This is a genomic window from Aegicerativicinus sediminis (assembly GCF_015476115.1).
Classification (GTDB): Bacteria; Bacteroidota; Bacteroidia; order Flavobacteriales; family Flavobacteriaceae; genus Aegicerativicinus; species Aegicerativicinus sediminis.
The window spans coordinates 38,457-57,461 of record NZ_CP064295.1 but is presented as its reverse complement, the minus strand read 5'-3'; the positions used below and the strand labels follow the sequence as shown (position 1 = coordinate 57,461).

Genomic DNA, 19,005 nt, shown 5'->3' with positions numbered 1-19,005 from the left:
ACTCTAGTGTGAAATGTAGTTAGTAAATTCTTGGTTAAAATTCTCCATTTCTTCATCATCTAGATCAGCAATAATTCTAATCAACCGTTGTCTTTTTAATTTTAGAAGATCTATTAATTCTATACGTTTGAAGCTTTTGTTGATATTGCCGATTGGTTTAATGGAAAGGAGATTTAAAATCAAAGATCCTAAAATTACCAACCAAGTTGGTTCAGTTTTAGTTATAAACAGCAGTATAGTCATGAGGAAAAGACTTGCTACCGCCGTTGAAATGATTAATATTTTATTTTTCGATATAACTTTCCTGTACATCAAAGTGGCTCTATCCATTTCTGGTTCTGAAATTAGGAGAGCTTCTTTGTTCTTTTCTATATCCTTATTATTAAAGGTAGTTTCAGAGGAATCCGTAGGTTTCGGGATAACTAGGTCAGCATTTCCGTGTTTAAGTGATTTTAAAATCGATTTAATTTTATCCGCTATATAACCTTGGGGGCGCTGTATCTCTAAGGCTTCTAAAACATCATTTAAAGATTTTTCAGGATCTGAAATAAAGTCCGCATATTGTAATCTGCGCCAGCGCATAGGTAATTCGCATTGCTCAATAAGAATAGGAACAATGCGTTTTTTGTCATTAATGGCAATAGAAACTTCGTCCTGAACGTTTGGAGATGTTACAGAATTATTTGAAATAAGGACCATTAAAGTACCTGCTTCTTCTAAGGCTTCTTCAATGGTATTATCCCAATGTTGACCTAATTTAATGCCAATTTGGTCAATCCAAATATTTGCTCCAAGAGCCTGTAATTCTTTGGTAAGACCTAATGCTATATCTTTGTCCTCATGTGAATAACTCACAAAGACAATTGACTTAGTCGCCACGCGTTTAGTTGGTTATAAAGGTTAATTAGTTTTAAATATAATCAAAAAATCAAAACTCCTAATTCAAAACTTGTTTAAAGCTGTTTAATTAAGGAGTGTTGTTTTTAAAAACTTCGCAAAGCGATCATGTTCTGAAACTCCATCCATTAAAACTGCATAACTTGTATATGCATTAGTGAACATTGATATTTTTTGTCTTATATCTGCCTGTCTCGCCGCTTTTACATACAATTCCTCTGCATCTTCCATGGAATCTAAATAAATTGAAGCTTCACCCAATGTAGCAAATTTCCAAAGGTTATCTCTGCAATTTTCTGCAGAAGATTTTGCCTCCTCGGCAAAAGATTTCATTTTAGATTCATCCCTTTTCAAAACAAGATTCAAAAACGCCAAATTAATGGCATGATAATAAATCTGTGAATCATTTTTATCATTTTTAGCCATTTGGTAACCTTTTGAATAAAATTCAAGTGCCTTTTCTCCACTACTTTGTGAATAGGTTTTCAGATACTCCCTCTTGTGCCTGCCACCAAGAATTCCCATAAAATCCGAATTATTTTTAAGAAGAGGATGATCGTTTAATAAATCATAAATCTCTGAACTCCTATCTGTTCCTTCTAACGCAAAAACCAGATTTCTCAGGCCGTTTGCATCTAAATGTTCTTTCTTCGGAAACAATTCATTTATGACTTCTTCATAGTTTCCAATGAGCATATTTATCTCGGCAGATTTTGCATAATCCTTAAAAAATTCGTTTCCAGTAAGAACGCCTAAAATTAATTTATAAACTGCTTCGTCAGTTGACTGCGGTTTTACCATTGTAAAATGGTCGCCAGTTACAAATTCCCTAGTATCTTTTGGAAACGGATCATGGCATGATTTGTAGGAGATATAATTATCCTCGGTTCCGGCAACTGTTTTCAATTTAAAAGGAAGTGTATTAGAAAAAATTTCATCCCATTTTTCACGTAAGTCTGTGATGAATTCTCCTTTTTCATCCATCTCCTTGTATCTTCCTTTCCATAAATTTTCTAATACTTCTGAATCTATGCCTAAACTTGGGCAACCAAAAAGAATTACATGTGAAATTTTATTTCTGTGCCCTTTGTCCATATCGACAATTGCTTTTTGTACAACCAGTCCTCCTAAGCTATGTGCAATAATGGCAACCCTTTTATACTTTTCATACTTGTATTTCATACAAGTTATCAGATATTGGGAAATTTTTTCAATATCAGTACTATTGGACCAAACATCTTTACCTAATTCGGGGACAACATTAGGTGCATATCCAATTGGTTTAATATCCCAGCCTTTTAAACCTTGCTCAGTCAAAAGAAATTCCGGGAATTTTCCAAATGAATCATTTCCTTCTCCTGTGAACCCATGTACAAATAGGATAAGGTTTTTATTGTTCTCCTCATCCCGATAGGATTGAATTAAACTCTTGGAACTTTGTTGATGTTTGTTATCTGAAGAATTGGTTAAGGTATGGCTTATATTATCATGTAAATTCTTAGGAACATTGCTTAAAACAAAATCATCATAAATTTGAAGATTTACATATGGGTTTTGAGAAGGTTGAATTTCAGGAACTCTTTTGAAAATGTAATGGACCACTTCGGATATTCTAATGAATTCATCTTCAAAATAAGTTTTATGTGTACCTTTTAAAACTTCTAAAAGGCACTTTGTAAAGAGACTATTTTCATCTCCATCCATAATCCAAGACAGTTGATTTTCACGACATGAGGAGACAATTGAGATGCCTTGGTCATTATCAATTTTCTGGGCTAGACCCTCAATCTTGTTAAAATTATCTTCTGGAATTACTGAAGGGGTGAGCTGTGTTTGATATTTTCCTACTCCTTGTTTAAACATTCCAGCGGCATGGCAGCAATCTAAAAAAAGAACCATACGCTTAGATCGCATTTCATTAATTAACTGCCTTAAATCTTTGGCATCGATATAATTTTCTGGAGTAAAATCATTTGGTTGGAGATAATAGATGTCTGCACCTTCGTGGTAACCGCCATGACCTGAATAGAATAAAAGAACTGATGAATCAAAATCTACTTTATTTTTCAAGGTCTCCAGGGTTTTAAGAATGTTGTCTTTAGTGGCCTCCTCTTCAGTAATTAAAAACACATTTTCTTTTTTGTAACCACATAAGTTATCATCAATCAAAATATCATAAATAGATTTTGCATCAATTACCGATTCTTTAAGATCGGCTCCAACCCCAATTAGTATGGCATAGGCATTTTTTAGCTTATCCTTTTCCACAGAATTAAATATTTAATAGTTTAAAAAGAGTTGTTGCCTTATTAACATCAGTTTGGGTGATGTTGGGGTCATGAACTTCTGTAAGTTCCATAAATGCAATAACATTTTGTGCAGTTGTGCTAGATATATAATTATGCAATTTTAAATGATTAATAAGGTCCCTTGTTGAATTATCATTTATTGGGATATCGCTGTCGATAGCCTTTCTTAAAATTTTAGAATGTAATTTATCCCTTAGATTTAATAACTGTTGATAAGGATTGCCTGGTCTTTCAAATCCTACATTAATATCAGAAGCCGATTTGGTTTTGCCATGGGTATCATTTTCTAAAAGATTTGAAACATTTGCTAATTTTTCTTGGAAGGTCATTTCGAATCCGCTTGCGCCCGCTTTAACTGAGCCTATATTGGAAATAATTCCAGATAGGTTTTTTCGAAACAACCAGACCACCGCAATTAAGGTCAGCGGCCAAACAATTACATCCAAGAATTCAATAAATTGAGAAAACTCAACAATTAATAAATTTGATTTAAGCATTGATATATAAGATTAGTTAGTGCCAAAAAGTAAATGCTTTTTTAAAATTTGGGTGATTTTGTAAACTAAGTAATAATGGGTCGTACTGAAAATTGTCAATAAGATAGGTATTTCCTTTAGCCACGGAAGTCATTAAATGGTTGATGGCTTTTTCCAGATTTCCGGTGGAAGCATAAAATTGAGAATAAGCATAATCAACATCGCCGTAATCATAGTTATTTCGAAGCTTATCTAAGCTATTCAATAATTCCATAGCTTCTTTTTGCTCGCCCGAATTATATTTGGAAAGCGCTAAATAAAGGGTGGTGATAATTGACTTTTGATCATGGTTTAATAAAGGCTGCAACAATTCTACGGTCTTCGCATAGTCACCTAAATAATAGTTTGCTTCGGCCAATGACTGTGACAAACCTCCATTTTGGGATAGGGATTTTGAGAAGAATTCATCCGCTAATTCTTTATTGTTAACCAGTAAAGAATTCTTTCCTATGAAGTTGAAATAATTAATTTTCTGCTGATTAGATATTAGTAAGGATTTTTTAGAAATAAAATCCCTTAAGTTTTCCAATTTGTTCTCTTTAATATAGGCGTGCATTAAGGTGAAATCTATTGATCTATCATCTATTATTTTACAGATTGGTTCGAGCAGGGCAATTGTTTTATCGTACTCTTCAAGATTATTGTAGGCCAACCCCATCATAAAATATCGGTACTTACAATGCTCACAATCTTCTATGACCAAATCGGAGGTAGGGATAATATTGAAAACTTCTTCAACTTTTTCGGGTTTGTAAATAAACTCTGTAAGCAATACCATTTCAGTTGAATTGCTTTCCAGATGGAATGGAGCTATAATATATTCTTGATTCCAGTGCCGATAGATCCTATCATTTTTTCCGTCAATCAGCGCCTCACAGAACAACAAAAGATTTTTTTGCCTTTTGCTAAGTTTTGGATTACTCCCGATAATCTTTATTAATGAATCTGCTATTTTATAGTCGCCATTATTATAATAGTGCTGTACCCTCAAAACCTTAGGTTCAAAATAAGTACTGTCTAAATCGATGGATTCATTCAATAATTTTATGTATAGTTCCTGATTATCATAATTTGCGTCTGCAGTAATTTTCTTTTGGAAAGCCTCATATCTTGGAGGATTTTCCTGGAGGATGAGCCTTTTGTCACCATCCTGGAGCAAATAGGTCAAAACCAATTGTTTGATTTCTTCAATCCCCTTTACTGGATTATCAATAGAACATTTTATTGAGGGGAAAGCCTCTAAGATAGTATTGTCACTTGCATTTTTTATAACACAATTAAAAATTAAATCTTTGTTTACATTATAAAAAGATCCTGTTATTATTTTGTTCGGTTTTAGCAATTTGCCAAGAAATTTAATATCAAACTGTGCATTCATTGGCACTCCCATTAAATCAGAGTAATTTTTTATGGTTTTTGGGGAAATTACTTGGCCTGCATCATGCTCGGTAATTCCATGAATCAACCAATCTGAACTCATTTTACCTATAACATCTAATGACTTGTCACCCGTGTTGTTTTCGAAATCTAATACTGCAATGGTGTTGCTTTTTTCAATGGGTATTTCAGAAGCGTTTTGGGATAATCCCTGATTGAAAACCAGAACAGATGCAAACAATGCAAGTCCTCCAATGATAGTTGTTGAAAAGAAATAACCCTTTTTAAAATTAATTTCCTTCTTAATACTATCCATTAATGAGTCATCACCTTGGTGTGATTTATATTTTAATCTGGCATTCCATAAAACAAGCATGTATATTGGTAAGCCTATTAATGAAATAATAATGAAATAGGTAACTGTGTTTTGTGGAAGTTTTAAAGGTTCTATTACTACTGATAAAACTTGAAGAGTAACCCAGGCAGTTACTATGTAAATAGAAAGTAATTTAAAAATACTTCTATTATGGCATTCTTTAATGAAATCCCTCAATTGCATTTTAAAAAATGTATGGTTCTGTTTGGGAGATATAGGGCAATTATTTGTTTAAATTACGTAATTTTCCTAATTTACTAAATAGTAATTAATTAATCCTTTATATTATGTCTGACAACAGTAAATCTAAGCCAGGTGGTAGCATTAAGCCTCAAGGGGCTTCTAAACCAGGTGGTAGTATTAAACCCCAAGGTACTTCAAAGCCAGGTGGCAGTATAAAGCCTCAAGGCACTTCAAAGCCTGGTGGCAGTATAAAGCCTCAAGGAACTTCTAAACCAGGTGGTAGTATAAAGCCACAAGGAACGTCTAAACCAGGTGGTTCCATTAAGCCTAAATAGCTATTTTAAATTTTATTAATTGGATTTTTTCAATCTTTAAATTGATTTTGTGCCAAAATGGATACTAATGATTCTATATTAGAAAAAATCCAAATTTTAATTACCAAATATTTTAGTTCGCCTCAAGAGGCATTCAGATTCTTTGATAAAAACAGTGATGGAAAGTTAAGTAGCCAAGAATTGGTTAAATTATTGAAAGAAGCCGAGATCAGTGGTTTTATCAGGGGGATTGTGGCAAGGAAACTCATAGAGAGTTATGATACTTCTGGTGACCATTATGTTGATTGGGAAGAATTTAAAATGGCTTATTCCGAACTTTTAGGGCTAAACCAAGAGAAGAAACAAAATTGAAGCAATAAAAAACCCGGCCTAATTAGCCGGGTTTGATAAGCGAAATGGTTAATATTTTCTAGGCCAATAGCCTATTTTACTTTATTTACAATTGCTTCAAAAGCTTCTGGGTTATTCATTGCTAAATCCGCCAAAACCTTACGGTTAAGGTTAATATCATTAGCTTTTAATAAGCCCATAAATTTTGAATAGGACAAACCGTACTGTCTAGCACCTGCATTAATCCTTTGGATCCATAAGGCACGGAATGTTCTCTTTTTGTTTCTGCGGTCTCTGTACGAATATTGCATCGCTTTTTCAACCGCATTTTTAGCTACTGTCCAAACGTTTTTACGTCTTCCGAAGTAACCTTTTGCTTGTTTAAGAACCTTTTTTCTTCGGGCTCTTTTTGCTACAGAATTTACTGATCTTGGCATAATTTAATTGTTTTTTGTAGTAGGCGATCTATCAGATACTTTTTTGAATACTTTTTGCTTCAGCCTAACTCCAGGGTTTATAATAATTGAACCGGTTAAAAAATGTTACTTCAAACGCAACATTAATTTAACATTGTTTTCATCGGCCTCATGTACCAAAGTATCATGGGTCAATGCAAGCTTACGCTTTTTAGACTTCTTCGTAAGAATATGACTCTTAAAAGCATGCTTTCTTTTGATTTTACCAGTACCAGTAAGCTTGAAACGCTTTTTGGCACTAGATTTTGTTTTCATTTTAGGCATTGTTCTTTCCTATTAATTAATTTTTCGCTTATTTATCTTAAATAACTACCACAAGGTGTTATATTATTTCGTTTTCTTAGGAGCCATGACCATAGTCATACGCTTACCTTCTAATTTTGGCATCTGTTCTACCTTTCCGTAATCTTCCAAATCTTGGGCCAATCTTAATAATAAAATTTGACCTTGATCTTTAAAAACAATTGATCTTCCTTTGAAGAATACAAATGCTTTTAATTTGGCACCATCTTTTAAAAATTTCTCAGCGTGCTTTTTCTTAAAGTCATAATCATGGTCATCCGTTTGTGGTCCAAACCTAATTTCCTTGATTACAACCTTTGTTGCTTTCGCTTTAAGTACCTTTTCACGTTTTTTCTGTTCGTAAAGGAATTTCTTATAATCCATTACTTTACAAACTGGCGGATCAGCTTTTGGTGAAATCTCTACAAGATCCAATCCTTGTTCATCAGCCAACTCTAAGGCCTTTTTTGTAGGATAAATACCTTGTTCTACATTGTCGCCGACAACTCTTACCTTTTCGGCTCTAATTTTTGAATTAATTCTGTGTTGTTCCTCTTTGACATGTCTAGGTGAGGAAAATTTTCTTAATGCTATGGCTTTACTATTTTAGTTAAACTTTATTTTATTGGGTTAAAAGGTTTTAAGGTTTTATTGATTTCAGACTTAATTAAATGCGCAAAATCAGCTACACTAATTGATCCTAAATCTTCGCCCCCATGTTTCCTTACAGAAATCATACCAGATTTCTCCTCATTTTCGCCGACAATAATCATGAAAGGAATTTTATTCATTTCCGCCTCACGAATCTTTTTTCCTATGGTTTCGTTCCTATTATCAATGAGGGCGCGAATTTCGTGATTTTCTAACAAATTTAAAACATTTTTGGCGTAATTTTCGTATTTCTCACTTAGAGACAGTATAATAGCCTGGTCTGGCATCAGCCAAAGCGGGAAATTTCCGGCTGTATGTTCCAAAAGTATTGCCACGAATCTTTCCATGCTTCCAAAGGGTGCTCTGTGGATCATTACAGGGCGATGCAATTCATTATCATTGCCTTTGTAAGTTAATTCAAATCTTTCAGGTAGATTGTAATCAACTTGTATAGTTCCTAGTTGCCATTTACGTCCCAAAGCATCTTTCACCATAAAATCTAGCTTTGGGCCATAAAATGCTGCTTCACCAGTTTCAATTACATAATCAAGACCTTTATCTTCAACTGCTGATATGATGGCACTTTCAGCCTTTTCCCAAACTTCATCTTTACCAATATACTTTTCAGGATTTTCTGGGTCTCGCAAAGAAACCTGTGTAGTGAAATTCTCGAATCCTAGGGATCCAAAAACGTATAATACAAGGTCGATTACATTTTTAAACTCTTCATCTAACTGTTCTGGTGTGCAGAATATATGTGCATCATCTTGGGTAAAACCTCTAACTCTGGTAAGACCATGAAGCTCTCCACTTTGTTCATATCTATATACTGTTCCAAATTCCGCATAGCGCTTTGGTAATTCGCGGTAAGAAAAAGGTCTGTTTTTATAAATCTCACAATGATGGGGGCAGTTCATAGGTTTGAGCATAAATTCCTCACCTTCTGCTGGAGTTTTAATTGGTTTAAAACTGTCTTCTCCGTATTTGGCAAAATGTCCGGAAGTAACATAAAGCTCCTTTTGTGCTATATGGGGTGTAACTACCATTTCATAACCAGCCTTTTTCTGGGCTTGTTTTAAAAAGTTCTCCAACCTTTCTCGAAGGGCTGCCCCTTTAGGTAGCCATAGCGGAAGACCCTGACCCACTTTTTGTGAAAATGTAAAAAGTTCAAGTTCCTTTCCTAATTTACGGTGGTCTCGTTTCTTAGCCTCTTCTAATAAATTTAAATACTCAGTAAGATCCTTTTGTTTTGGGAACGAAATTCCATAAACTCTTGTAAGTTGAGGTTTGTTTTCATCACCGCGCCAGTACGCTCCAGCAACGGACATAATTTTAACCGCCTTAACAATACTCGTGTTTGGAATATGTCCACCTCTACATAAATCAGTAAAATTGGAATGGTCGCAAAAGGTAATGGTACCGTCCTCAAGATTCTCTATCAGTTCTACTTTATATTCATTTCCTTGTTCCTGATATAGTGCTAATGCCTTGCTTTTAGTAACCGGATGCATTTTGAAATCATGCTTTCCTCTTGCTATCTCCAACATTTTATCCTCAATCTTCTTGAAATCGTTTTCAGATATGGTGTGGTCAACTGTATCAACATCATAATAGAATCCATTCTCTATTGCTGGCCCTATTGTTAATTTAATGCCAGGGTACAGCTCTTCAAGAGCTTGTGCAAGTATATGTGCAGATGAGTGCCAAAACGCCTTTTTTCCTTCCTCATTGTTCCAAGTAAATAATATGAGGCTTCCATCTTCCATTAAAGGTGTTACGGTTTCAACAACTGTATCATTAAATTTTGCTGAAATAACGTTACGGGCAAATCCTTCGCTAATATCTTTTGCCACATCCATCGGAGTCACACCCGCTTCAAAGTTCTTTACCGATCCGTCCGGTAATGTAATATGTATCATACAGATTGATTAATCAAAAAAACAGCTGCAAAGATATGAGTATCTCCATTTACATACAATTATATATATAACCTTCTCTCGTTTTCAATTGGCAATCTTAATTTTTGTAAATCTCTTTTTACTTATTTAATGTGGGAACAGATTGAATTTTGAAACTCTTTATTGGCTAATCCACGCACAAATAGGAGGTTAAAAATTATTTGAAATATTTTTGAGATTTAATTTTGAAAAGACTAAAAATTGTTTCTATCTTTGCAGCCGCAAAAAAGGGGAGGTCCCCGATTGGGGTACCGGAGAAGTTTTTTTGCGTCGTTCATATGGGTCCTTATTGGTGTTTTTTTTGGAGCGGGATTTTTTTTTGAAAAAGGTTTTGCGGGAATGGAAAAAGGGTTTTATATTTGCACCCGCTTTTGTCCGGAAGGGCATTTGGGCGGAACGGAAAAAGTTCATTAACATATTGGGATTGACAGCGTACCGCCACTGTTTTAGGTGGCGGGAACAAAGAGAAGAACAGACCATTTTGAGCGCCCCTTAAGGGGGGCACCTGGAGGATATTCCGTCGGAAGATATTTAAGAATCTACGATGAAGAGTTTGATCCTGGCTCAGGATGAACGCTAGCGGCAGGCCTAACACATGCAAGTCGAGGGGTAGAGGGAGCTTGCTCCCTTGAGACCGGCGCACGGGTGCGTAACGCGTATGCAACCTACCTCGTACAGGGGGATAGCCCATGGAAACGTGGATTAATACCCCATGGCATATTATTGTAGCATTACTATAATATTAAAGATTCATCGGTACGAGATGGGCATGCGTCCCATTAGCTAGTTGGTATGGTAACGGCATACCAAGGCTACGATGGGTAGGGGCCCTGAGAGGGGGATCCCCCACACTGGTACTGAGACACGGACCAGACTCCTACGGGAGGCAGCAGTGAGGAATATTGGACAATGGGCGGAAGCCTGATCCAGCCATGCCGCGTGCAGGAAGACTGCCCTATGGGTTGTAAACTGCTTTTATACGGGAAGAAACACCCCCACGCGTTGGGGGCTTGACGGTACCGTAGGAATAAGCATCGGCTAACTCCGTGCCAGCAGCCGCGGTAATACGGAGGATGCAAGCGTTATCCGGAATCATTGGGTTTAAAGGGTCCGTAGGTGGATGATTAAGTCAGGGGTGAAATCCCGCGGCTCAACCGTGGAATTGCCCTTGATACTGGTTGTCTTGAGTCGTTGTGAAGTGGTTGGAATATGTAGTGTAGCGGTGAAATGCATAGATATTACATAGAACACCGATTGCGAAGGCAGATCACTAACAACGCACTGACACTGATGGACGAAAGCGTGGGGAGCGAACAGGATTAGATACCCTGGTAGTCCACGCCGTAAACGATGGATACTAGCTGTCCGGCCTTCGGGCTGGGTGGCTAAGCGAAAGTGATAAGTATCCCACCTGGGGAGTACGTTCGCAAGAATGAAACTCAAAGGAATTGACGGGGGCCCGCACAAGCGGTGGAGCATGTGGTTTAATTCGATGATACGCGAGGAACCTTACCAGGGCTTAAATGTAGAGTGACAGGTCTAGAGACAGACCCTTCTTCGGACACTTTACAAGGTGCTGCATGGTTGTCGTCAGCTCGTGCCGTGAGGTGTCAGGTTAAGTCCTATAACGAGCGCAACCCTTGTCGTTAGTTGCCAGCGAGTAATGTCGGGAACTCTAGCGAGACTGCCGGTGCAAACCGCGAGGAAGGTGGGGATGACGTCAAATCATCACGGCCCTTACGTCCTGGGCTACACACGTGCTACAATGGCCGGTACAGAGAGCAGCCACGCCGCAAGGCGGAGCGAATCTACAAAACCGGTCACAGTTCGGATCGGGGTCTGCAACTCGACCCCGTGAAGCTGGAATCGCTAGTAATCGCAGATCAGCCATGCTGCGGTGAATACGTTCCCGGGCCTTGTACACACCGCCCGTCAAGCCATGGAAGCCGGGAGTGCCTGAAGTCCGTCACCGCAAGGAGCGGCCTAGGGTAAAATCGGTAACTAGGGCTAAGTCGTAACAAGGTAGCCGTACCGGAAGGTGCGGCTGGAACACCTCCTTTCTAGAGAAGTTGCCCGGATGCGTTCCGGGCAGCCGGCGGACCTTTCGGTCCCCCCGGCGCGAGGGTGGCCCGTTCTTTTCACTGTCGATCCCTTTTTTTTATAAAATAAATGCAGTCTCATAGCTCAGCTGGTTAGAGCGCTACACTGATAATGTAGAGGTCGGCAGTTCGAGTCTGCCTGAGACTACAAGCTAAGCTTGTTTTGGCGATTTGCCGGGCATTGCTTAGGGAAGTTCATTATATACTGAAAGGAAATTTTAGAAGTTGGGTTACCCGTGTTGCCGTCGGTAGCACCAGGGTCTCCAGGGAGGCTTTTGGGGTTTTTACGGGGGATTAGCTCAGCTGGCTAGAGCGCCTGCCTTGCACGCAGGAGGTCATCGGTTCGACTCCGATATTCTCCACAGGGCCCGTTTCGGGCACGAAAGTTCATTGACATATTGGGAAAAGAGAAACACGAAAAACATAGCCGGGGCGCTTAGGCGCCCCGGCGGATACGAGCGCCGCCGGGCTTCGGTTCGGCGGTGTAGATAGAATCTTGAATAACATAAAGAGCAACAATAAGCGAAAGAAGGGCGTATGGGGGATGCCTAGGCTCTCAGAGGCGACGAAGGACGTGATAAGCTGCGATAAGCCCCGGGGAGGTGCACATGACCTGTGATCCGGGGGTTTCCGAATGGGGCAACCCGGCTGGTTGAAGGCCAGTCACACCGCAAGGTGGGCGAACCCGCTGAACTGAAACATCTAAGTAGGCGGAGGAGAAGAAAACAACAGTGATTGCGCTAGTAGTGGCGAGCGAACGCGCATTAGCCCAAACCGGGCGGTTTACGGACCGTCCGGGGTTGTAGGACCGCGACATTTGATGCGCAATGAACCGGAACCGTCTGGAAAGTCGGGCGATACAGGGTGAGAGCCCCGTACGGGCAAAGAGCGTTATCGATAGCGGTATCCTGAGTAGCGCGGGGCACGAGAAACCCTGTGTGAATCTGGCGGGACCATCCGCCAAGGCTAAATACTCCTGAGAGACCGATAGTGGACCAGTACCGTGAGGGAAAGGTGAAAAGAACCGTGAACAACGGAGTGAAAGAGAACCTGAAACCATACGCCTACAAGCGGTCGGAGCGGATTTATCCGTGACGGCGTGCCTTTTGCATAATGAGCCTACGAGTTAACGTTTCTGGCAAGGTTAAGCACTTCAGGTGCGTGAGCCGCAGCGAAAGCGAGTCTGAACAGGGCGGTATAGTCAGTGGCGTTAGACGCGAAACCGTGTGATCTACCCATGGGCAGGGTGAAGCTGTGGTAACACACAGTGGAGGCCCGAACCGGTTGACGTTGAAAAGTCTTCGGATGACCTGTGGGTAGGGGTGAAAGGCCAATCAAACTCGGAAATAGCTCGTACTCCCCGAAATGCATTTAGGTGCAGCGTGTTATTAGTTATATAGAGGTAGAGCTACTGATTGGATGCGGGGGCTTCACCGCCTACCAATTCCTGACAAACTCCGAATGCTATATAATGATGTAACGCAGTGAGGGCATGGGTGCTAAGGTCCATGTCCGAGAGGGAAAGAACCCAGACCATCAGCTAAGGTCCCCAAGTGTGTGTTGAGTTGAATAAACGAGGTTGGACTGCCCAGACAGCTAGGATGTTGGCTTGGAAGCAGCCATTCATTTAAAGAGTGCGTAACAGCTCACTAGTCGAGCGGTCCGGCATGGATAATAATCGGGCATAAACACACCACCGAAGCTATGGACAGAATATTCTGTGGTAGGGGAGCATTCCGTGTGCGCCGAAGGCGTCCCGCGAGGGCCGTTGGAGCGCACGGAAAAGAAAATGTAGGCATAAGTAACGACAATGCGGGCGAGAAACCCGCACTCCGAAAGACCAAGGTTTCCTCGGCTATGCTAATCAGCCGAGGGTTAGTCGGGGCCTAACGCGAACCCGAAGGGGGAAGTGGATGGACAAGCGGTTAATATTCCGCTACCCGCGCGGCGCTAAAAGCGACGGAGGCGTGGAGTCGGTGCGCACTGACGGAATAGTGCGTTGAAGGATGTGGTAACACTCCGATAGTACGCTGAGGCTACGGCCGAGGCGATAATCCGGCATAGCGACTTCCAAGAAAAGCGAGCCGTGCGGCCCGTACCGCAAACCGACACAGGTGGTTGGGATGAGAATTCTAAGGAGCTCGAGAGATTCATGGCTAAGGAACTAGGCAAAATAGACGCGTAACTTCGGGAGAAGCGTCGCCCCCCTCCGGGGGGGCCGCAGTGAAAAGGTCCAGGCGACTGTTTATCAAAAACACAGGGCTCTGCTAAATCGCAAGATGACGTATAGGGCCTGACACCTGCCCGGTGCCGGAAGGTTAAGTGGTGGGCTTAGCGTAAGCGAAGGCCTAAAATGAAGCCCCGGTAAACGGCGGCCGTAACTATAACGGTCCTAAGGTAGCGAAATTCCTTGTCGGGTAAGTTCCGACCTGCACGAATGGTGTAACGATCTGGACACTGTCTCGGCCATGAGCTCGGTGAAATTGTAGTATCGGTGAAGATGCCGATTACCCGCTGTGGGACGAAAAGACCCCGTGAACCTTTACTATAGCTTAGTATTGGCTTTGGACAAGTGATGTGTAGGATAGGTGGGAGGCTTTGAAGCGGCGTCGCCAGGCGTCGTGGAGCCATTGTTGAAATACCACCCTTTGCTTGTCTAGAGTCTAACCCCCGCAGGGGGGACAGTGCTTGGTGGGTAGTTTGACTGGGGTGGTCGCCTCCAAAAGAGTAACGGAGGCTTCTAAAGGTCCCCTCAGCACGCTTGGTAACCGTGCGCAGAGTGCAATGGCATAAGGGGGCTTGACTGAGAGACATACAGGTCGATCAGGTACGAAAGTAGAGCATAGTGATCCGGTGGTTCCGCATGGAAGGGCCATCGCTCAAAGGATAAAAGGTACTCCGGGGATAACAGGCTGATCTCCCCCAAGAGCTCACATCGACGGGGGGGTTTGGCACCTCGATGTCGGCTCGTCACATCCTGGGGCTGGAGAAGGTCCCAAGGGTTGGGCTGTTCGCCCATTAAAGTGGCACGCGAGCTGGGTTCAGAACGTCGTGAGACAGTTCGGTCTCTATCTACAGTGGGCGCTAGAAATTTGAGTGGACCTGACCCTAGTACGAGAGGACCGGGTTGGACGAACCTCTAGTGTACCTGTTGTCGCGCCAGCGGCACCGCAGGGTAGCTACGTTCGGAAGGGATAAGCGCTGAAAGCATATAAGCGCGAAACCCACCACAAGATGAGATTTCTTTAAAGGGCCGTGGGAGACGACCACGTCGATAGGCCACAGGTGGAAGGGCAGCGATGTCCGCAGCCGAGTGGTACTAATAGCCCGTACGCTTATTGCGCATCCCCCGGCACGGCCGGGGGGGCGGACTCTTTTTTTCTTGACCATCAAGGTATCCGAAAGCTGTTTCTTCCTTTTCCCATATGTCACGATATTGCGGCCGCGACAGCGCGGCCCAAGGCCTTAAGGTGGCTATAGCGGCGGGGCTCACCCCTTACCATTCCGAACAGGGAAGTTAAGCCCGCCAGCGCCGATGGTACTGCATCCCGTGGGAGAGTAGGTCGCCGCCTTTTTATCATACAGGATCCCCTTTGAGAAATCGAAGGGGATTTTTGTTTTATGGCCGTTCACCCGGCCCCAGGCCGACAGAAAAAGGAAACAAAAAAAGCCGCAACTGCGGCTTAATTAAATTTCTAATAATTTTTTATTGGAGCTTCCTAACAGTTGGCATATTTCCTGTTACCCAATAAGTATTATTATTTTGTAATAACCATAAATTTCCTTTTTTATCGAAGGTTATTGCACTTGGAAACTCTAGACCGGAAGCGACTTGCATAACCAAATTTCCTTCTAAGTCATAGGCAGTTATCGTTCCGCCGGAGGCTACATTAGGAATGAATGACGCAAACCAACTTGTTTCATCAAATTCAACGACATATAATAAACCATCTGGACCTATTTCTATATCAATTACTGATGTTAACCCTTCAATGAGGACTTCATAGTCTTCAGAGGTAACTTTTTCATTCAAAACAACATTCATTGCATCTTTGTTTATTTTCCAAACTCGGGATCGACCAATTGGGAAAACACCATCTGCTTCTGATAGGGCTCCTATAAGTTCTCCAACAAATACATTACCTTCTGGACCAATTGCGATTGAAGTAGGTACAGGTTGGGCGTAACATTGAATGTCTTCACTTTCTCCTGCATACCAACGGACCATGAATTCACCACTGTTATCTAATGGTGGAGTTAGTATAGCTTTCCAATCGATCTCGCCAGTTGTTTTTGCAGAAAGTACAGAATTACCAGCTGCATCTGCAACAAGTACTTCCTCGCCAGATACAGCAGTAACCTTGAATGGATTATTTTGGGGCCCTGCACTGAATCCATCTATTGCCTCACAGAGTTGATTTTTCCATTGAATTCCTTCCATTGCATCAGGATCATAATTTCTTTCAAATGCGGCTAAGTCCGCTACCATGCGAGTTCCTCCATTGGATATCCTATATAACTCACCATTCATTGCCAGGTCTGTTCCACCCGTGGTAATAAAAGCATTTCCGCTTCCAATCGTAGAAATACCTTGGATGTCCGTTTGAGATTCTAGCCCAATTATTTTTGATACTTTACCATTCTTTATTATTTGAATTGATCTGTCTTCTCCATCATTTAATCCAACCATTATACTTCCATCTGGAGCACTAGAAATATCATATATTGGAGCGTTAAAATGATAAACTTCTCCCATCTGTTTCATTTTTAGTGACGAACTTTCAATTACGTTGGTGCTAACTTTTTCTGTTTCGCAGGCATAAAATAAGAATACTATAATTAGTAAAAGGATTCTTAAATAAGTTTGATTTTTCATAAATACTAAGATTTTGATTTAATTATACAATGTTGCTTTAATCAATTGCTTAGGATAATGAAATGTAGGATTTTACCTAATATTCATATTGTACATATGTATAATAGTATGTAACATATGTAAACATTTAAAATTATTTTTATAATATTCTTCAGTTTGTAAGATTTAGTCATAGATTTATTTTTCCCATAATGTTAAGTTTGAAATGATTTTACACTTGAAGCTATTTTCTAGCATTTTTAAAGCTTTATACTATATTTGGATTTCGTGATATTCACCTAACTAACTTACTAATGAGATTTATTTTATTTTTTACCCCTTTGGTGTTACTGACCAATTATTGTTTTTCCCAACAGGAAGTTTTATTCAATGGTAAAAATTTAGATGGTTGGATTGTATATGGTACTGAAAAATGGTACGTTGAAGATGGAATACTCGTTTCGGAAAGTGGCGCAGATAAAGCCTATGGTTATTTAGGTACTGAAAACACATATAAGGATTTTGAATTAACTGCGGAATTCAAACAGGAAGCAGATGGTAATAGTGGCGTATTTTTTAGATCTAGTGTGGATGGTACCACGGTTTCAGGATGGCAAGTAGAAGTTGCTCCACCTGGTCTTTTTACAGGTGGTATTTATGAATCTTATGGTCGAGGATGGCTCATTCAGCCTGAACTTAAGAAAGATTCCTACTTAAAATTTGGAGATTGGAATACCATAAAGGTTAGGGTAGTTGGTGATAAAGTAACCACCTGGCTTAATGGCCAAAAAATGATAGAATTAAAAGACGCTGAAATAGGGTCCGCCACCGGACAAATAGCTCTGCAAATTCATTCAGGAGGTGGAATTAAGGTTCTCTGGAAAAATATTGTTTTAAAACACCTTTAAAAATTTCTATAGGTTGAATCTAGGAATTGGTTAGCCTCTTCTTCTGAAAATTTTGCAGTTTTATTATTCCAATGTAATGTCTTGTTTGGAAACCGACCAGCAATAACACCCAACAAAATTGTTTCTGTTAGTCGGGCTGCATAAGAAAATGGTGCAGAACATTCATCTTTTCCTAAACAGGCATCAACAAATTGATGGTAATGTTTAGGGCCTTCTGATTCATAATTACGAATAGGTTCACCTAAACTATGTTTTTTTGATAAATGTTGGATTTCCTTTGAAATATCTACGTATTTGTTGCTAACAATCTTTTTTGGTAATTGCATGAAATGTGGTAGTAATAAACGTCCTTTGTCACCAACAAACATTGCTCCTTGGTCGGGAAGCTGACCCTCGGCCGCAGCTTGTGTTTCTAAAGAAACTTTTTCTTCAATTGATTGTTCAGTCGTTTTATTGTCAGTAGATTTAACTTTAGAGTCTGGTAATATTAAATCCTTATGTTCATTGGGAGCACCTTTGCCATCATACCAAATCCAGGTTAAGGTTTTTCCTGTAAATTTTGTGCCAGGAAATTCATAAGTTACTGTATTATTTTCCGGAAAACCATAATTATTAGGTGTTCTACATTCAGTTTTAACGGTAAAGGGAACATCTAACTGTAGTGCATTATAGGGAGTGTCAAAAATATGTACTCCCATATCACCTAAAGTGCCACAACCATAGTCTAATAGCTTTCGCCAATTCATGGGATGATAATAGCCTTCTTTATATAGTCTTTTTTTCGCCGTACCTAACCAAAGATTCCAATCCAAGTTTTCTGGAATAGAATCACTTCCCTCAGGAGGATTACCATCATAGCCCCAATTTTTAGGAGACCATGCATGAACTCTGTGCACCTTTCCTATGATGCCAGATTGTATTAGCAATGTTGCCAACTTATAGTCATAAAAGGAATGTACTTGAATTCCCATTTGTGTGACCAAGTTTTTATCTGAAGCCAATTTTTTCATGGCTCTAGCTTCAGAAACATGGTGGGTCAAAGGTTTTTGGCAGTAAACAGCTTTGTTCATTTCCATAGCCATCAAAGAAGCTGGTGCATGTGTATGGTCTGGAGTTGAAACAATTACCGCATCAATTTGATCCTTCATTTCTTTTAACATTAACCTGTAGTCCCTATAAACCTTGGCATTTGGGTATAATTTGTGAGCCTTTTCCAAATAAATTGAATCTACGTCACACAAAGCGGCTACTTCCACTTTTTTATGGGAGGAAATAGCTTTTAAATCCTCAAAACCCATATTGCCAACTCCGATGTGAGCAGTTCTTAATTTTTCGATATATTTTTCTCTTCCCCAAGAAAATGTCGGTAGTAATGCCAATCCAGCCGTTCCAAGTCCAGAAATTTTTAAAAATTCTCTTTTATTCATAAGTAT

The 19,005-nt window shown here is 40.1% G+C and carries 13 protein-coding genes, 2 tRNA genes and 3 rRNA genes; 8 read left to right on the top strand and 10 right to left on the bottom strand.

From position 1 onward, the window contains the following. Positions 1-3: 3 nt before the first annotated feature. From ISU00_RS00205 to ISU00_RS00190, 4 genes are all read right to left on the bottom strand, one after another. Entirely contained in the window at positions 4-879 is an 876-nt protein-coding gene (locus ISU00_RS00205) for a toll/interleukin-1 receptor domain-containing protein (RefSeq protein WP_228852028.1), read from the bottom strand. Positions 880-963: 84 nt separating this feature from the next. Further along, positions 964-3,165 (bottom strand): caspase family protein, encoded by a 2,202-nt coding sequence (locus tag ISU00_RS00200; RefSeq protein WP_228852027.1) that lies wholly within the window; start codon positions 3,163-3,165, stop codon positions 964-966. Between the two features lie 4 nt (positions 3,166-3,169). Continuing rightward, positions 3,170-3,703 (bottom strand): hypothetical protein, encoded by a 534-nt coding sequence (locus ISU00_RS00195; RefSeq protein ID WP_228852026.1) that lies wholly within the window; start codon positions 3,701-3,703, stop codon positions 3,170-3,172. 16 nt (positions 3,704-3,719) lie between these two features. Then, the gene (locus tag ISU00_RS00190; protein ID WP_228852025.1) at positions 3,720-5,678 is read right to left on the bottom strand and encodes a tetratricopeptide repeat protein; all 1,959 of its coding nucleotides are present in this window, start codon (positions 5,676-5,678) and stop codon (positions 3,720-3,722) included. A 104-nt stretch (positions 5,679-5,782) separates the two neighbouring features. Between ISU00_RS00190 and ISU00_RS00185 the strand changes: the two genes are divergently transcribed. Next, the gene (locus tag ISU00_RS00185; RefSeq protein ID WP_228852024.1) at positions 5,783-6,013 is read left to right on the top strand and encodes a hypothetical protein; all 231 of its coding nucleotides are present in this window, start codon (positions 5,783-5,785) and stop codon (positions 6,011-6,013) included. Positions 6,014-6,070: 57 nt separating this feature from the next. Next, positions 6,071-6,364: an EF-hand domain-containing protein gene (locus tag ISU00_RS00180; protein ID WP_228852023.1), complete on the top strand. Its 294-nt coding sequence runs from the start codon at positions 6,071-6,073 to the stop codon at positions 6,362-6,364. A gap of 71 nt (positions 6,365-6,435) precedes the next feature. Here ISU00_RS00180 and rplT read toward each other — a convergent pair whose 3' ends face one another. From rplT to thrS, 4 genes are all read right to left on the bottom strand, one after another. Continuing rightward, the gene (rplT, locus tag ISU00_RS00175; RefSeq protein ID WP_228852022.1) at positions 6,436-6,780 is read right to left on the bottom strand and encodes a 50S ribosomal protein L20; all 345 of its coding nucleotides are present in this window, start codon (positions 6,778-6,780) and stop codon (positions 6,436-6,438) included. 105 nt (positions 6,781-6,885) lie between these two features. After that, positions 6,886-7,083: a 50S ribosomal protein L35 gene (gene rpmI / locus ISU00_RS00170; protein WP_228852021.1), complete on the bottom strand. Its 198-nt coding sequence runs from the start codon at positions 7,081-7,083 to the stop codon at positions 6,886-6,888. A 63-nt stretch (positions 7,084-7,146) separates the two neighbouring features. Continuing rightward, positions 7,147-7,695, bottom strand: coding sequence for a translation initiation factor IF-3 (gene infC, locus ISU00_RS00165; RefSeq protein WP_262892122.1), 549 nt, complete (start codon positions 7,693-7,695; stop codon positions 7,147-7,149). A 23-nt stretch (positions 7,696-7,718) separates the two neighbouring features. After that, the gene (gene thrS, locus ISU00_RS00160) at positions 7,719-9,671 is read right to left on the bottom strand and encodes a threonine--tRNA ligase (RefSeq protein WP_228852020.1); all 1,953 of its coding nucleotides are present in this window, start codon (positions 9,669-9,671) and stop codon (positions 7,719-7,721) included. Between the two features lie 580 nt (positions 9,672-10,251). On the opposite strand from thrS, the gene ISU00_RS00155 reads away from it, so the two are divergent. The 5 genes from ISU00_RS00155 to rrf all read left to right on the top strand — a co-directional run bounded on the left by ISU00_RS00155 (position 10,252) and on the right by rrf (position 15,384). Then, a 16S ribosomal RNA gene (locus tag ISU00_RS00155) occupies positions 10,252-11,770 on the top strand. 113 nt (positions 11,771-11,883) lie between these two features. After that, positions 11,884-11,957: transfer RNA gene (locus ISU00_RS00150), tRNA-Ile, on the top strand. Positions 11,958-12,097: 140 nt separating this feature from the next. Next, positions 12,098-12,171: transfer RNA gene (locus ISU00_RS00145), tRNA-Ala, on the top strand. A 154-nt stretch (positions 12,172-12,325) separates the two neighbouring features. After that, a 23S ribosomal RNA gene (locus tag ISU00_RS00140) occupies positions 12,326-15,152 on the top strand. Between the two features lie 123 nt (positions 15,153-15,275). Next, a 5S ribosomal RNA gene (gene rrf / locus ISU00_RS00135) occupies positions 15,276-15,384 on the top strand. Together the 16S, 23S and 5S rRNA genes with 2 tRNA genes alongside form the textbook arrangement of a ribosomal RNA operon. A 131-nt stretch (positions 15,385-15,515) precedes the next feature. Here the strand turns inward: rrf and ISU00_RS00130 are convergent. Further along, positions 15,516-16,685 (bottom strand): ScyD/ScyE family protein, encoded by a 1,170-nt coding sequence (locus tag ISU00_RS00130; protein ID WP_228852019.1) that lies wholly within the window; start codon positions 16,683-16,685, stop codon positions 15,516-15,518. A gap of 293 nt (positions 16,686-16,978) precedes the next feature. On the opposite strand from ISU00_RS00130, the gene ISU00_RS00125 reads away from it, so the two are divergent. After that, positions 16,979-17,572 carry a 3-keto-disaccharide hydrolase gene (locus ISU00_RS00125; RefSeq protein ID WP_228852018.1) on the top strand — a complete coding sequence of 198 codons (594 nt, stop codon included), beginning with the start codon at positions 16,979-16,981 and terminating at the stop codon, positions 17,570-17,572. Here ISU00_RS00125 and ISU00_RS00120 read toward each other — a convergent pair. Beyond that, entirely contained in the window at positions 17,569-18,999 is a 1,431-nt protein-coding gene (locus tag ISU00_RS00120; RefSeq protein WP_228852017.1) for a Gfo/Idh/MocA family protein, read from the bottom strand. The genes ISU00_RS00125 and ISU00_RS00120 overlap by 4 nt on opposite strands. Positions 19,000-19,005: the final 6 nt, after the last annotated feature.